General features: G+C 48.1%; 12 protein-coding genes. 10 read left to right on the top strand and 2 right to left on the bottom strand.

Translation table 11 applies throughout. From position 1 onward, the window contains the following. Nucleotides 1–72: 72 nt before the first annotated feature. Nucleotides 73–2,643 (bottom strand): cation-translocating P-type ATPase, encoded by a 2,571-nt coding sequence (locus tag ACO0LL_RS18695; protein WP_422952335.1) that lies wholly within the window; start codon nt 2,641–2,643, stop codon nt 73–75. A gap of 940 nt (nt 2,644–3,583) precedes the next feature. On the opposite strand from ACO0LL_RS18695, the gene ACO0LL_RS18690 reads away from it, so the two are divergent. From ACO0LL_RS18690 to dnaK, 10 genes are all read left to right on the top strand, one after another. Continuing rightward, nucleotides 3,584–4,744, top strand: a complete 1,161-nt coding sequence (locus ACO0LL_RS18690; RefSeq protein ID WP_422952334.1) for an Acg family FMN-binding oxidoreductase — start codon at nt 3,584–3,586, stop codon at nt 4,742–4,744. Between the two features lie 4 nt (nt 4,745–4,748). Further along, complete coding sequence (locus ACO0LL_RS18685; protein WP_422952333.1) at nt 4,749–5,594, top strand: DUF6920 family protein; 846 nt, start codon at nt 4,749–4,751, stop codon at nt 5,592–5,594. A gap of 400 nt (nt 5,595–5,994) precedes the next feature. Then, on the top strand, nt 5,995–6,486 hold the full coding sequence (locus tag ACO0LL_RS18680) for a response regulator (protein ID WP_422952332.1): 492 nt from the start codon (nt 5,995–5,997) through the stop codon (nt 6,484–6,486). 398 nt (nt 6,487–6,884) lie between these two features. After that, nucleotides 6,885–8,267: an NAD-dependent succinate-semialdehyde dehydrogenase gene (locus ACO0LL_RS18675; RefSeq protein ID WP_422952331.1), complete on the top strand. Its 1,383-nt coding sequence runs from the start codon at nt 6,885–6,887 to the stop codon at nt 8,265–8,267. Between the two features lie 333 nt (nt 8,268–8,600). Further along, complete coding sequence (locus ACO0LL_RS18670) at nt 8,601–9,635, top strand: zinc-dependent alcohol dehydrogenase (protein WP_422952330.1); 1,035 nt, start codon at nt 8,601–8,603, stop codon at nt 9,633–9,635. Nucleotides 9,636–9,644: 9 nt separating this feature from the next. Further along, nucleotides 9,645–11,126: an NAD(P)H-hydrate dehydratase gene (locus tag ACO0LL_RS18665; protein ID WP_422952329.1), complete on the top strand. Its 1,482-nt coding sequence runs from the start codon at nt 9,645–9,647 to the stop codon at nt 11,124–11,126. Between the two features lie 11 nt (nt 11,127–11,137). Then, complete coding sequence (locus ACO0LL_RS18660) at nt 11,138–12,121, top strand: zinc-dependent alcohol dehydrogenase family protein (protein WP_422952328.1); 984 nt, start codon at nt 11,138–11,140, stop codon at nt 12,119–12,121. Nucleotides 12,122–12,244: 123 nt separating this feature from the next. Further along, nucleotides 12,245–12,898 (top strand): BON domain-containing protein, encoded by a 654-nt coding sequence (locus ACO0LL_RS18655; RefSeq protein WP_422952327.1) that lies wholly within the window; start codon nt 12,245–12,247, stop codon nt 12,896–12,898. Nucleotides 12,899–12,991: 93 nt separating this feature from the next. Beyond that, on the top strand, nt 12,992–13,489 hold the full coding sequence (locus tag ACO0LL_RS18650; RefSeq protein ID WP_422952326.1) for a general stress protein: 498 nt from the start codon (nt 12,992–12,994) through the stop codon (nt 13,487–13,489). 24 nt (nt 13,490–13,513) lie between these two features. After that, entirely contained in the window at nt 13,514–15,442 is a 1,929-nt protein-coding gene (dnaK, locus tag ACO0LL_RS18645) for a molecular chaperone DnaK (protein WP_422952325.1), read from the top strand. Between the two features lie 378 nt (nt 15,443–15,820). Here the strand turns inward: dnaK and ACO0LL_RS18640 are convergent, their stop codons facing one another. Then, nucleotides 15,821–16,765: a CHAD domain-containing protein gene (locus ACO0LL_RS18640; protein WP_422952324.1), complete on the bottom strand. Its 945-nt coding sequence runs from the start codon at nt 16,763–16,765 to the stop codon at nt 15,821–15,823. Nucleotides 16,766–16,828 lie beyond the last annotated feature (63 nt).

Raw genomic sequence — 16,828 nt, 5'->3', positions numbered from 1 at the left:
ACTTGTCTTACCGTTACTTTCAAGTACCCAAACATCATTCCTGAGATTAAGCTGTGAGTGAAAGATTAGAAATCATTTCATAAATACTCTGAAGGTCGCCATCAGAGTGATGCAAAGCAGCGCGGCAAGCAAGCTGATTGCCAATTGAGCGAACGGTAATCTGGCAAAATAAAACAGCTTGACTAATTCAGGTAAAAACAGCGCCAAAGACAACACTGCGACAGCAAATGTTACCACCCACCACAACACTGGGTTGGGTAGGCGCAAACTATGCAAAATATTGGCTGACAAACTACGGTTGATGAAAATAAGACCTATATTGCCTATCACCATGGCCGTGAATGCCATAGTCCTGGCTTGATTCACTTCCATCGGTTGTTGCAGGGCCAGGTAGTAAATTGCCAGTATGGTTAAGAGCAAAGCTGAACCTTGCAGCAAACCCTTGAGTAAGGTTTTGCGGTTAAAGATGCTTGCATTGGTGGCGCGTGGTAGCCTATGCATGGCATCTTTTTCTTCCACCTCTGCTTCAAATACCAGTGAACAGGTAGGGTCGATAATGAGTTGTAAAAACAAAATATGCACAGGCATTAGCATGACAGGCCAACCCATCATGACGGGAATAACCGACATGCCAATGACAGGGATGTGAACGGCAACGATAAAACAAATGGTTTTTCTTAGGTTATCAAAGATCCTGCGACCTGATTTGACGGCTGCGACGATAGACGAAAACTCATCATCCAGTAATACCAATGCAGCAGACTCACGCGCCACGTCAGTGCCACGCTTGCCCATGGCAATACCTATGTTTGCAGCTTTCAGCGCAGGGGCATCATTCACCCCGTCACCCGTCATGGCAACGACTTCTCCGGCGGCTTTGAAGGCATTTACCAGACGCAGTTTTTGCTCCGGGGCGACACGGCAAAATATGGCTACGTCGGCAATGCGTTGCTGCAATTGCGTCTCATCCATGTCGTTGAGTTCTGCCCCGGTGATGATGCCCCCGGCAACTGGCAAGCCACACTGTGCTGCAATATTTTTTGCGGTTGCAGGATAGTCACCAGTAATCATCACTACCCGTATCCCGGCAGTCTGACATTCATGGATAGCTTCTGGCACTCCGGGACGTATCGGGTCTGCCATTGCTATCAGACCGACCAGTTCAAAATCAAAATCATGCTGGATGTCCGGCAGTTCAGCGTCCGCTATGTTCTCGATGATAATGGGCGCATGGGCGGCCTTGAATTTTGCTTTGGCAACACCGAGTACACGTAGCCCTTTTTCAGCCATCAAGTTGACTTGTTCCAGCAATGCTTCTACTTCATCGGTTGGCAAATGGCAAAGGTCGGCGATAGCCTCGGGCGCTCCTTTGGTGGCAATGACATACTGCTCCCTGTCTTCCGATGCCCATACTCTAGACATGGCCAGCAATTCCTTTGACAGTGGATATTCTTCGACCAGTCCCCAGCCCGCGTGCAAATGCTCGGTTTTGCCGAGCATGTTGTTACCGGCGTTCTGGATAGCCACTTCCATAGGGTCAAACGGCTCACGGTGGCTGGCCAGAATGGCGAACTCAAGCACTTCATGAAATTCTTCTGGCAAATCAGATGTCGGCTGCTGGCAGTCAATGACTTTATTCCCTGAGAATAATAGTACTACCTCCATTTTATTTTGCGTCAGCGTGCCGGTTTTGTCCGTGCATAAAACTGTCATTGCTCCAAGAGTCTCTATGGCTGGTACTCTGCGCGTCAATACCTGCTGCTTTGCCATGCGCCATGCGCCTATACCAAGGAAGAGGGTTAATACGACTGGTAATTCTTCAGGTATCAAGGCCATTGCAAAAGTAAGACCTATCAGTACCCCATCCAGCCAAAGATGACGACTTAATCCATACCAGATTGCCAATAATACAGCCATGCCCAGGCTGGAGAGGGCGACATATTTGACTACCTTGCGGGTTTCAACTTGCACCCGTGTGGGCTCTATTTCGACCGACGATAAGGCTGCGCCTATCTTGCCTAAGGCAGTCTGGCCACCTGTTGCCAGCACTTGCGCCAACCCTTTGCCTTGCACTACCAGGCTACCAGAAAAGACAAAAGGCGTATCTTCACCTCCAGCTTGTCCCATTAGTGCTGGTAAAACTTCCTGGGCGGCTTTATTGACAGGAACAGATTCGCCGGTCAGCAGGGATTCATCGACAGTCATATTCAAGCAAGACAACAAGACAGCATCTGCGGCTATCCTGTCGCCTTCGGCCAGTACAAGCATATCGCCAGGAACCACTTCACGGCCTGCTATCCGTATTTGTTGGCCATCCCTGATCACCAGCGCCCGCGGGCTGGATAAGTCACGCAAGGCCTCCAGCGCACGCTCAGTTTTGTGCTCCTGATAAAAAGTTATTGCGATGATGACAAAAACAAAAGCCAGCAGCACCAGCGCTTCACGCAAGTCTCCCAGTAACAGATAAATGCTGCCACAAGCGATTAACAGCAAGAGCATAGGTTCACTTAATACTGTCCAGGCAATTGCCCAGACCTTGCGTGGCTTGGCTGATGGCAACTCGTTGGGGCCGATTGCCAGAAGTCGCTCGCTTGAAGCGGCAGAGCTAAGTCCGGTGGTTGCAGCAAGCTCAGGTGTTGCCATGTCAGCGCCTGTCAGTGGTAATTCAAAGTTACAGCTTTACAGAGATAAGCAGGCTGGCATATTGATCAATCGCAAAGCTACGGCATTGAAGCAGGAAGTAGAACTCATTTCATCAATAGTAGTGGGTGCGGCCAAGTCGATTTGAGGTGTAGTGCAAGGCAACGCGATGGATGACACAACCACCTTCAGCATTTGAGACCTGACCTGTCTTTGATAGATGAATATAATATTGATGAAGAATTTTAATTTGTGAAATATGGGCTCGCTTGCCTGCCTTAGATTCCAGAGACTTTTCGCTAAACCGCTTGACCAAATCCTCACATATGTCGCATCGCTGGAATCGCTCTGGTGGCGATGTGCCAGGCGAATAAAATTTACTGTCGAATTCCGTCAGCAGCAATTTGGCTTGAACCCCTAAGTTTACTCCGAGCAATACTGTAGTCGGAAACTATCAGCGATCTGATATGCAATTTACCTGCAGGACTGGCTGTGAACGGAAATACTTCAACATCGCACTCTAATCTTGATTAGATCCTAACGTTTATTTTGAACTTCTTGTAAGGGAAGTTGCTTTCCTGGTTCAGTTTACTCATGGTGTGAATCAAATGGTCATTACCGAAATGAATCGCAAAATGATGGCTGGAAGAAAAATTTCTACTATGCATGGGAAGTTTTTTAAAGACGCTGGCCGCTTTGAGTTGAAAAATCGCTAGCATCAGTAAGGCATATCTTCACAAGATGCTTCGTTGCTCCAAAAACTCTTTCAATATAAGGAAAAAATTCAGTTGCCTTATGCCTCTATGATACGTCCAGATTGTCGGATTTGTGCTGGCTAGTAACCACAAACAGTAAGTGTGTCAGCGCACAGAGTCAGCCTTAAGCAACGCGCATGATGATTGATTATGGAAGCTTAAACGCATGTACGCAAGAGGAGCAGGACATGGATCGTCGTACGTTCGTTCAGGTAGCCGGTGGCGGCTTTATCGTCTCTGCTGCAATGGCCTCCGCAGGATGCGCTCAACACATGCCTGCCGTTGCCATTGAGTCGTGGCGCGGCCCAGGCCAAGAAGCTGACCTCAGACGCTGGATAATCGGCTATGCGATCTTGGCACCGCACTCCCACAATTTGCAATCATGGATTGTAGATTTGCGTACACCGAATGAAATAGTATTGCGTTGCGACCTGACCCGCCTATTGCCAGAGACTGACCCATTCTCGCGGCAAATTATGATGAGCCATGGTACCTTTCTTGAGCTGTTGGATCTGGCTGCGCGTGAGCGGGGTCTGAGAGCCGATATTTCACTGTTTCCAGAAGGTGTGTTCGGCTCGTCCACACTTGATCAACGGCCGGTCGCACGTATACGGCTAGCGCCTGATCCCTCTGTATTCAGGGACCCCCTATTTACTCAAATACTGAATCGGCGAACCAATCGTAGTGTCTATGACTCTGCCAGTCGCGTGCCGTCGGAGGCATGGCAAGCGATGTCGGAGAGTGTTAAACCGAATTCCTTGCGTATTGGATTTGTTGGCCTGGATCAGCCTGATGCGCTACATCGTCATCGTTCCATTGCTGCCGAAGCATGGCGTATCGAACTGAGTACGGCGAGGGTAGTCATGGAAACGTACAAGGTGCTGCGTGTCGGAGGTGCGGAAATTGTACAACACCGAGATGGCTTGTTCGTGCTGGACCGATTCCCTGTCGTGATGAGCAAGCTTGGGCTATTCAACCGCGGTAAGCCGCCCGCACCATCCGACTACGCCACCACCAGCCAGATCAAAGATTTCAATACAAAGCTCGACTCAACACCAGGGTTTTTTTGGATGGTTACTGATGGCAATGACCGCGTGACCCAGGTTAATGCGGGTCGCGCCTATGTTCGCGTGCAACTTGCTGCCACTGCCGCAGGAATCGCTTTGCAGCCACTTTCGCAAGCCTTGCAGGAATATCCAGAACAGACCAAACCCTATGCAGATATTCGCAGTTTACTCAATGTATCTCATCCGGACGGCACCGTGCAGATGTGGGCTCGGGCTGGTTTTGCACCACCAGTCGGACCTGCGCCACGTCGAGGTGTTGACGCACAACTATTAAAGGGATGAGCCGATGATCATTCTGGCCTACATGATATTGTTGGCGGTTTTGGTTGCGGCTGCCGTTTTGGTGCCGGGTCGCTTGCGCTGGAAGCGCAGGAGCTTCGCCCTGTCCGAAAAAATGCAAGCTGCCTGTCGTCCCTTTTCCAGAAAATTCTATGATCCAGTCGAAATCGAAGATCTACCGTTACCAGTGAAACACTACTTTGAGACCGCATTGCGCGAGGGGCAGGCAATGATCGCCATTGTTCGGTTTACACAGCAAGGGACGTTTCGGCAAAACGAGAAGAAGGACAACTGGCAACCGTTCCAGGCTACCCAGTTCGTGACAACGCATCCGCCAGGATTTGAATGGGATGCGCGCATCAGGATGGCTCCGGGCATCTATGTCTGGGTTCGGGATGCCTATGTTCTTGGTGCCGGATCTTTGCGTGCTGCCCTACTCGGTCTTATAACAGTGGCAGACTTACGTGATACTGCGGCGTTGGCAAGCGGCGAGCTGATGCGTTATCTGGCTGAGGCGGTTTGGTATCCAACAGCACTGCTGCCTAGCCAGGGTGTGCTATGGCAAAGCATCGATGAAACCTCCGCAAGGGCGACTCTCAGTGATGGCACAACGACTGTCTCGCTAGATTTTAGATTCGGGGCAGATGGCTTGATCGCGGAAGTATGGTCTAAATCCCGTTCGCGAACGGCAACCGAGTCGGCACCATGGCTTTGCCGTTTAGGTACGTATGAACAGCGTTTCGGTATGTCTATCCCGCTGCTGGGTGAGGTGGAGTGGGAATTGCCGGCGGGACCGGCACCATACTTTAAGGGGCGATTGACAAACATTGATTATGAGTTCGTGAGCCAGTAAATAATTCATTCTGCTGATTAATTCGATCTCACGTCACTATTTCAATGGGAAATTGTTTCCAAATCTTCTCAATCAAATCACTTGCTTGGAATCATCATCGACCTATTCAGTCTGAGTAAATCCGTTCTCTATGATTTACAGAGATATCTTTGGTCTAGCACCTTGATGTAAATCAAACGATTTGTCGTTTGCACTCATATGTCCCATTACTGTTGCGCAATGAAATGAAATGCGCATAAGTGTGATGTCGCACAGACCAGAGCTCACATAAGGTTTAATCTCACCTGTGCACTTACTAAAGATGAAACTTTTGTTTAACCAAGAGTTTTCCAACTTGGACTATTTTGGGTGTGTATAGATTTTTCTATGATCTCCAACTTATTGTAAAGAGGCTCCTGATTTGTCTAATACACGTATTTGCAGTCAAGAAACTATTTTTTCCACGCAAAAAATCCTACCTGACTATCGTAAAGTGCTTTATATCGAAGACCATCCGGCAAATTTAGCTTTGGTAGGTAACTTGCTGGCGAGACGCCTTGACTGGAAGTTGCTAACAGCTAGGGATGGCAATCTTGGTATTACCATAGCCCGCACTAATCAACCGGACGTTATCTTGATGGATATTAACTTGCCCGGTATTAGCGGCTTCGAAGCATTAGAAATTTTGCTTGCAGATCCAGAAATTGCGCATATTCCCGTCATTGCATTATCGTCAGATGCGTTTCCGCATCAGATAGAAAAAGGCATCAAGGCCGGATTTTTTCGGTATTTGACCAAACCATACAAGCTCGATGATTTGATGGGTGCGTTGGATGATTCCATCTATTTTTCTTTAAATAACTGTGGTTACTCGGCAACCAATCTAGGCGAAGAGGCCACCGTTCTAACGTAAAAAAGACCGAAACATAGTAACCGTAATCCCAAGCAGCACAAGCACTATTTTCCTAGTTACTTTGTTCTTTTATGCGTCGCCACCTCAACCTGATAAGGCTACTGTTCCTTCACTGGTAGTCTGAATATTCACTCCATTTTTCCAGTATTTATTGCCGACAAATCGGTAACAAGGATGTTCTTACAAGCACGTGACGGCTTCAAATTCTTTCTCTAATCGTCGCTGCCAAATGTCGTGATAGTCCTTACATCGCGATATTTTTAATATGCGTGCCACCGTACCGAAGGCCATTGCATAGAAGTCCACTATCGGACGATTAGATTTACCTTGCAAACGATCATTCTCAGCAATATTGCAGAGAGCGAAGCCTTTGCAATTACTCAGAAAGAGTTCACATCATGGCCTATCAAAGCATCAACCCGAACGACGGTAAGATCATTAAAACATTTGAGCATTTCAATAAATCTCAACTTGAAAAATCACTCGCTACTGCTGAATCATGTTTTCAAGCATGGAGACATACTAGCTACAAAGACCGCGCCGCTATCGTAAATAGGGCAGCCAAGCTTATGGCTGCGAATGTGGATGATTTCGCCAAGCTGGCAACGCTGGAGATGGGCAAGCGCATCAACGAAGCGCGCGGTGAAGTTATTTTCAGCGCTGATATCCTGACCTATTACGCAGATCATGCCGAAAACTTTCTCAAGCCAATGACGTTGAGCCCGAAAGTCGGCGAGGCACACATGGAAAGCAGCCCATTTGGTGTGCTCTTTTGCGTTGAGCCATGGAATTTCCCGTATTACCAACTTGCGCGTGTCGCCGGACCGCAATTAATGGCTGGTAATGTCGTGGTAGTGAAGCATGCAGGCTGTGTACCACAATGTGCGATTGCCTTTGAAAAGCTCTGGATTGATGCTGGTGCTCCTGTGGGAACTTATACGAATTTACTGATTACACATGAACAGTCAGAGGCCGTGATCGACGATCCACGTATCAGAGGTGTGGCATTGACCGGGAGTGTTGCGGCGGGACGGGCCGTTGCTGCCCGAGCTGGGCAAAACCTCAAAAAGACTTCGATGGAATTAGGGGGTAGTGATGCGTTTATCGTGCTTGAAGACGCTGACCTCGAAACAACTATTCCATGGGCGGTCTGGGGAAAAATGTATAACGGTGGTCAAACTTGTTGTGCCGCGAAGCGTTTTATTGTGGTCGACTCTATAGCTGACGAATTTCTTGAGAAATTCTCGTCTGCATTGTCTGCATTAATACCAGGTGATCCGATGGACGAATCAACCACGCATGGGCCTTTATCGACAGAAGAAGCATTACTTCAATTAATCAAGCAGGTTGACGGTGCCGTGAAACATGGTGCCAAGCTAGTGATGGGAGGTAAGCGTCTTAACCGCGCTGGCTCCTTTATGGAGATCACAATCCTCACTGACATCAAGCCAGAAAATCCAGCTTTCCGCGATGAATTCTTTGGACCAGTGGTTTGCTTCTACCGTGTCAAAGACGAAGCAGCCGCCATTGCGTTGGCAAACGATTCCGACTTTGGCTTGGGCGGGTCAGTATTCACCATAGACATCGCGCGTGGCAAACGTATTGCAAGCCAGGTCGATACCGGCATGATGTTTATTAATAATCTCGATTGGGCAGATGCTGAACTTCCGTTTGGCGGGATCAAATACTCCGGTTACGGACGCGAATTGGGCAACATGGGAATACAAGAATTCGTGAATAAGAAGTTGGTCCGTATTACAGAGCACGCTGCCCCCAACTGACTGGCGAAAAAATTCAATCATGTACATCAACAACGTCTCAGTTTTGACAAAGCCACTTGCACGCAGGTGTCGCATGGCACTCGAGCCTCCTTTGACTTCGACAATAAACGAAGCGGGCGACCATTCTCATCGTTTGAAGGGAACCTTAACAATGAAATCTCAAGACGGTAGATTGTCTGATACCAAAAACCAGATTAGCTATCAGAGCGGATCCTCGGACTGATTTCGTCCACTTTCAGTAGTCTGGCAATCAGGGGCAAAACCCATATCGGGGTCGTTGCCTTACCACATCGCAGGTTGCGTGAACTTACGTAAGCTCAAAAGGAGATATTCATGACACAAAAAATGCAAGCGGCAGTTGTCGAAAATTTCGGTAAGCCATTAGCTATCAGAGAATGGGACATTCCCCAACCTGGTCCCGGCCAGATTCTCATAAAAACCGAAGCTTGCGGTGTTTGTCACACGGATTTACATGCTGCCAATGGTGATTGGCCGCTTAAGCCTGCATTACCATTCATTCCAGGGCACGAAGGCATAGGCGTTGTTACTGCCCTAGGTAAAGGAGTAACTGCTGTAAAAGAAGGCGACCGGGTAGGCGTACCCTGGCTCTACTCGGCTTGCGGACATTGCGAATACTGCCTGGCTGCCCGGGAGCCAGTGTGTGCCGATGCCCAGTTTGGTGGTTATACGAAGAATGGCGGATTCGCCGAATTCATTATTGCTGATCCAAATTATGTTGCACACATTCCATCACACCTGGCATCACGAGATGCTGCACCGCTTATTTGTGCAGGCATTACCTCGTACAAGGGAATCAAAGAAACGCAAGCTAAACCCGGCGATTGGATTGTCATTTCCGGCGTTGGTGGCTTGGGACATTTAGCTGTTCAGTACGCAAAGGCGATGGGCTTGCATGTATGTGCAGTCGATATTGATGACAGTAAACTCGCGCATGCAAAACGTCTCGGCGCGGATGCAGTTGTCAATGCCAGGGCTGAGGATGCAATTGAAGCAGTGAAGAAAGCCACTAGTGGCGGGGCGCATGGAGTATTGATTACCGCACCTTCGCTTGCAGCGTTCAAACAGGGTGTAGGTATGACCCGCAAGTGGGGCACCTGTGTATTGGTAGGGTTGCCGCCCGGGGAATTCCCGACGCCATTGTTCGATGTCGTCGCCAATTGCATCACGATTCGTGGTTCTTTCGTCGGCAATCGCCTGGACATGGCAGAAGCATTAGCTTTTGCAGTGGATGGTAAGGTCAAAGCGGATATTGAATTGCAACCACTGTCGGCGATCAATAAGGTATTCGAACGACTTGCGCATGGTGATGTACCCGCCCGTGTTGTGCTCGAATTTATCGATTCCTAGGGTAATCCAATGTCAATTGTCTTGAATACTTCCACGGCTTTGCTTACGGCAATTCAAATGGCTGAAGCGGATCGCTTGACTACTGCGAACGGCATCAGCGATATTGATCTGATGGAAAATGCAGGTCGCCCCGTCGCACAAGCAATCCTGCAACGCTGGGCAAGATGTCCTGTCATCGTTCTATGTGGCCCTGGTAGCAATGGTGGTGACGGCTTTGTAGTAGCCAGACGACTAGCTGAAGTCAACTGGCCTGTACGTATTGCATTATTGGTTCCGCGCGATCAACTTCGAGGCCCCGCTGCCCATCACGCAGCGCTGTGGCGGGGGGCCGTAGAATGCATGGCTCCAGAGGCACTTGATGGTGCGGAATTGGTTGTCGATGCAATTTTCGGGGCAGGGTTAAGTCGTCCGCTCGAAGGTGTTGCTGCTACCACGTTAGCCGCAGCAGCAGCTAGCAAGTTGCCAATCGTCGCGGTTGACGTACCTAGTGGCTTAATGGGTGACTCGGGTTTAAGTCTCGGTGCTGTAAAGTGTGTACTCACGGTAACTTGCTTTCGCAAGAAGCCCGGTCACCTGCTGTTGCCAGGACGATCGCTCTGCGGCGAAGTGGTAGTGGCCGACATTGGCACGCCGGTGTCCGTATTCGGTGAGGTCAATCCCGATACTTTTGAAAACGATCCAAGATTATGGGCAAGTGCTCTTCCTAAGCTCGCAGAAAATGACAACAAATATACGCGTGGACACGCATTGTTGATCGGTGGGTATCCAGCGACTGGTGCTGCGCGTATGGCAGCACGCGCTGCGGCACGCTCCGGCGCAGGACTGACTACCATAGCCGTGCCTGAGTTGGCATTGCCCATATACGCGGCTTCCCTGACCAGTATCATGGTAAGTCCCCTCGTGATTGCCGAAGATCTGCAATTGCTACTTTCTGATAGTAGATATACTGGATTTCTGATTGGCCCTGGCACAGGGTGTGGTCCGGCAACTCGTGTGCAGGTGCAGGAAATCTTGAAGACGGGGCGACCCACTGTACTCGACGCTGACGCATTGTCGACTTTCCGGGATGATCTATCAGTGTTGTCTCGGTCCATCATTGGACCCTGTGTGTTGACGCCCCATGAAGGCGAATTTACCCGCCTCTTCGATGTCAGCGGCGACAAGCTGACCCGGACCCGTGCTGCGGCACGAGCATGCGGCGCCATCATCGTTCTCAAAGGCAGCGATACAGTAATCGCGGCACCAGATGGAAGGGCCATTATCAATGCCAACGCACCACCCACCTTGGCTACTGCAGGTGCAGGAGACGTACTTGGCGGCATCATACTGGGCCTACTGGCACAAGGTATGGACCCCTTCCTGGCCGCCGCAGCAGCAGTTTGGCTGCACGGTGCTGCTGCTAGTGCTTTCGGTCCAAAGCTATTAGCTGAGGATATTCCTGATCTGCTTCCAACAGTCTTTTCGCAATTACAAGCGTTACCAAGGTCATAGGTGAATTTATTATGCAAGCAATGGTATTGAACAAGATTGGTACTCCGCTTGAATGGACGAATTTACCTGATCGTGAACCAGGGCCAGGCGAAATTCGCGTGAAAATTGGTGCATGCGGCGTCTGTCGCACAGACTTGCATGTGGTTGATGGCGAATTGCCGACTCCGCAGGTACCGATAATCCCTGGACATGAAATTGTAGGGAGAATAGATAAAATAGGATTGGGGGTTGAGGGATTCACGTTGGGCGAGCGTATCGGCGTCCCTTGGCTTGGCCATACCTGCGGTGTTTGCCCATATTGCGTCGACAACCATGAAAATCTCTGTGATCGACCGATATTCACCGGATACACTCGCGACGGTGGTTTTGCGACGCACACGATTGTTGATGCCCACTTTGCCATACGACTAGGGGAAGTGGGCAGCGATGTTGACCTTGCGCCTTTGCTGTGTGCTGGCCTTATTGGGTGGCGTTCCTTAGGTATCGCTGGACCCGGCAGAAAGTTGGGACTGTATGGATTCGGCGCATCTGCACATATCGTGGCACAGGTAGCGAAATGGCAGGGACGCTCTGTATATGCTTTCACCCGCCCCAGTGATATTGCCACCCAAGCTTTTGCGCTTCATCTTGGCGTCACCTGGGCGGGAGGATCTGACGAATTGCCCACAGACCACCTCGATGCAGCGATTATTTTTGCACCCGACGGTGATCTAGTACCTATTGCGTTAAAGGCGGTTCGAAAGGGTGGGCGTGTTGTATGCGCTGGGATTCACATGAGTGATATTCCCAGCTTGCCCTATAGCTTATTGTGGGAAGAGCGGCAACTTGTGTCGGTAGCAAACCTGACGCGGCAAGATGGAGCCGATTTTTTCCGACTAGCACCTCAGATTGGAATCGTTACCCACACCAACAGCTATCCCCTTAGCCAGGCAAATTCAGCGCTTGATGACCTTCGTGCCGGTCGGTTCGAAGGTGCAGCAGTGCTTGTTCCATAAGTGATTTCTTTTGGAATTGCGCGTAAAAAATATAAAAAAGACTGCTATATGTTTGACATCGAACAGACCAAGCAACGAAATGCTTGTAGGCTAAATTTTCCCTAACTGTGAAAAGAGACAAAAATGAAAACCGATGCAAAACTGAAAGAAGACGTTAATGCTGAGTTGCAATGGGAGCCGTCTATTAATGCAGCAAGAATTGGTGTGGAGGTAAAGGATGGCATCGTGACTCTCGCTGGACATGTCGATAGCTATTCAGAAAAACTGGAAGTCGAACGCGCTACACAACGTGTCACTGGTGTTAGAGCGCTCGCTGTTGAGATCGAAATTGATTTGCCTGGCACTAGCCATAGGCATGATCGTGACATTGCCGCTACGGCACAAAACGTGTTGGGCTGGATGTCGATTTTACCGTATGGATCAGTCAAGATCATGGTTGAAAATGGCTGGATCACTCTCTCAGGAGAAGTTGATTGGGAATTTCAAAAGGTAGCAGCAGTCGTTGCCGTTCGTTACTTAATGGGTGTCAGAGGCGTGAGCGACGATATCCAGATTAAAAGTAAAGTGTCCCCTGGTGTCGTCAAATCAGAAATTGAAGCCGCATTGAAACGCAGCGCCATGGATGACGCAAAAAAAATAAACGTCGTAGTGGATAACGCTAATGTGACCTTGTCCGGAAAAGTAGGCAACTGGGCTGAGCGTGAATCTGCAAGGCATGCTGCATGGGGTACACCTGGTGTAAAAAAAGTAGTCGATAACATGACGCTGTCTTATTGATCCTCAAGCAATACCAGCATCTTCACTCGTCTTTGTAGGTGCCGTTTAAATTCTCAATGCTCTCGCATTTCTTCAAATCCTTTAGGAAAAATAATGGACATTAAAAATTCACCCGCCTACATTTATAACACGCACTTAGAAGCGGAAGACGCCATTCGTTCGCTCAGTAAATCTGGCTTCGATGTAAAAAAATTGTCCTTAATTGGTAAGGGCTATCACAGTGAAGAACAACCAATCGGCTTCTACACAACCGGCGATCGTATTAGATCCTGGGGCGGAAATGGCGCTTTTTGGGGCGGGATTTGGGGGCTGCTAATGGCGCCTGCTGTTTTCTTCCTGCCCGGCTTTGGGTTGCTGGCTATGGCTGGTCCCGTGGTCACGGCTTTGGTTGCAGCCCTTGAAGGGGCAATGGTTGTTGGTGGATTGTCTGCAATAGGTGCTGCACTCAGTCAGATAGGTGTATCAGACAAACAGATAATTAAATATGAGATGGCATTAAAAGTTGATAAGTACATTCTCATGGTACATGGCAATGCTGATGACCTGGCACATGTGCATTCGGTTTTAGCAGATGCCGTAGCAGCAACCTGAAGCCTATCCAACAAAGGAATTATCATGACTAAAATTATCGGCATTGATCTGGGTACCACCAATTCTTGTGTTGCAGTGATGGAAAATGGCAAGCCAAAAGTCATTGAGAATTCTGAAGGTGCGCGCACGACGCCATCTATCATCGCCTATCAGGCAGATGGAGAAATCCTGGTGGGCGCACCCGCCAAACGGCAAGCAGTGACCAACCCTAAAAATACCTTGTATGCAGTCAAGAGGTTGATAGGCCGAAAGTTTGATGAAAAAGAAGTGCAGAAAGATATCGCTCTTATGCCTTTTAACATCCTTAAAGCAGATAACGGTGACGCATGGATAGCCGTGCGCGACAAAAAGCTGGCTCCTCCGCAGATTTCTGCTGAAATCTTGCGCAAGATGAAAAAAACAGCAGAAGATTATCTGGGCACAGAGGTAACTGAAGCAGTAATTACTGTACCCGCCTATTTCAATGATGCCCAACGACAAGCTACTAAGGATGCTGGACGCATCGCTGGGCTGGAAGTAAAGCGGATTATTAACGAACCTACCGCTGCGGCTCTCGCATTTGGTATGGACAAGAACGAAAAAGGCGATCGCAAGATTGCCGTATATGACTTGGGCGGTGGTACTTTCGATGTATCTATCATCGAAATCGCTGAGTTGGCAGGTGAACGTCAGTTTGAAGTTCTGTCCACTAATGGCGATACATTTCTTGGGGGCGAAGACTTCGATCAGCGCATTATTGACTATATCATCGAAGAATTTAAGAAGGTACATGGACTTGATCTTAAAAAAGACCCTATTGCGCTACAGCGTATCAAGGCTTCTGCAGAACGTGCAAAGATTGAGTTATCGTCTGCGCAGCAAACTGAAATTAACGAGCCATATATCGCTATGGCCAATGGCGCACCTATCCACCTCTCACAGAAGATCACAAGAGCAAAGCTAGAAGCTCTGGTTGAAGAATTGATCAGCGCGACAATAGAACCATGCCGTATTGCAATTCAGGATGCTGGCGTCAAAGTGACTGACATCGATGACATTATTCTTGTTGGTGGTATGACGCGCATGCCAAAAGTCCAGGAGAAAGTGAAAGAATTCTTTGGGAAAGATGCTCGCAAGGATGTTAATCCAGATGAAGCTGTTGCTGTCGGTGCAGCGATTCAGGGTGCAGTGTTATCAGGCGACCAAAAAGATTTACTCTTGCTGGACGTTACACCGTTGTCTCTGGGTATAGAAACAATGGGCGGTGTCATGACCAAGATGATACCTAAAAATACGACGATTCCAACCAAGTTCAGTCAGGTATTTTCGACTGCTGATGACAATCAAGCTGCGGTAACGATCAAGGTGTATCAGGGAGAGAGAGAAATTGCCGCTGGCAACAAGACTTTAGGGGAATTCAATTTGGAAGGAATTCCACCCTCGTCACGCGGTACACCCCAGATAGAAGTCAGTTTTGACATTGATGCCAACGGCATACTGCATGTCGGTGCCAAGGACAAGGCCACCGGAAAAGAGAATAAGATAACAATTAAGGCCAACTCAGGCCTCACTGAGACAGAGATTCAGACTATGGTAAAGGATGCTGAACTAAATGCTGAAGAAGACAAGAAATTGAAAGATTTGGCGGAATCACGTAATCAGGCTGACACATTAGTCCACACAGTGAGTAAATTGATGCGTGAACATGGTGAAAAGTTGAGTACGCTTGATAAGGAAAAATTTAATACAGCGATCAAAGACTTGGAAGCCGCCATGCTCGGCAATGACAAGTCGGACATAGATGCCAAACAGCTCGCCTTATCCAGTATTGCTCAAGAGTTGAGCCCTAAAATGAATAATCAATCTAACGAGCAACAGGCGCAACAAGACAAGCAAGCGTCTTCAGACATGCATCATGAAAAGCAGGACGGCACCGTTGATGCCGATTTTGAAGAAGTCAAAGAAGCGAAGTAATCTGCTTAAATTGAACTCAAGCTGTGCAGCCTAACTTACCTGTTCAACTGCATTAACAACATAAGCTCTTTTTTTGGAGATTCTGTTGTTAATGCAGTGAACCTAATCACCCACGTGGGTCGGCGATAATTCCATCTATGTGATGCTTTGCATCTTCACAAGCAGCATTGATCGCATCGTGCCTGTTATCACGCACACATACTGGCAATGCGCTTTGAAAAGTGTCCAGGCCATGTGCGTCGAAGCATCCAATTTCACAGCTAGCCGACCATCGTCCATCGGATAAGGGAATGGCGAATGGACTGATTATCCAGTCACGATAACTAAGCTTGAATCCTTTACTCACACTATTCTCACTTTAAGAAGAAAATTTGATGTTCACTTAAGGTCCGGTAGATTTATGTGTTTATATAACTTCCAAAGTGGACGTAACTTGCGCTGTTGAGGTATGGATTGCGAAAGCACATACCCACGCGAAAAGTTACAACTTGCCAGATGATCTGGCTTATCTTGAATCAAATCAAGCAGTAGTATTTCAGCGACTGCAGCATCATTACTGACGCCCAAATTGTCCTGCAAGGCACTTAATAAAGCTAAGTATCTATCCATATCCTTTTTAGGAAACAAATCCCGAAAGAATATGCATGAATAGCGGGATCGCTTCACTGCTATCCGAAATTTGTGATTTTCAGAAGGATTTGCATCCTTATCTTTCTTAAGAAGGTGATTGCCAATCTTAAGTAAATGCCGTTGTTGACGCATTAAAATTTTCTTTGCTACATGCGGGATTTTTTTATTCCATTTCTTGTTCTTATGAGAATTGTCAGGCTCAGCAGATTTTTCTTGCTCAAGCCAATTTGATAAGGCAGACATCATCTGTGAAAAACCATTTTTACTCACCGCATCGTAGGCATTCTTCTCCTCTTTGTTGGTGATATTTAATGCAGTTTTTCCCAGGGTGGACATTTTTAATTCTGCCGGAGCGATTGCTTCGATTTCGGTTATTGACGAATCTGACAGTACTCGCCAATCCCGGGCCAATCCCAATTTTAATGATAAGTTGTCCAGATCAGTCTGCAGCGTTGTGGAAAGCGGTGCAATCTCGTTAAACAACTCCAATGCGGACGATAAACGACGTAGACTTATATGCATTTGTCGAATGTGCTCAGGATTGTCGCGAAGTTGCATTGCTAGCTTGTTTTCTTGAACTTGTCTTAGGCAATTTCTTATTATTATTTTCACAGCTGACTCTGCCTTCATTTTGCGACGCAATTTCACTTCGTGTATTTTTACTGTCGCAGACTGCTTCACTTGTGGTAACAAATTCACCTCCCAGTTTTAGTGTGATATGACGCTAATACATTCGATGCTATTGATAGGTTTAAT

It is taken from the genome of Undibacterium sp. TC4M20W (assembly GCF_049340245.1).
Classification (GTDB): domain Bacteria; phylum Pseudomonadota; class Gammaproteobacteria; order Burkholderiales; family Burkholderiaceae_D; genus Undibacterium.
Note: the sequence above shows the minus strand (reverse complement) of the source record. Positions and strands in the feature narration are given on the sequence as shown.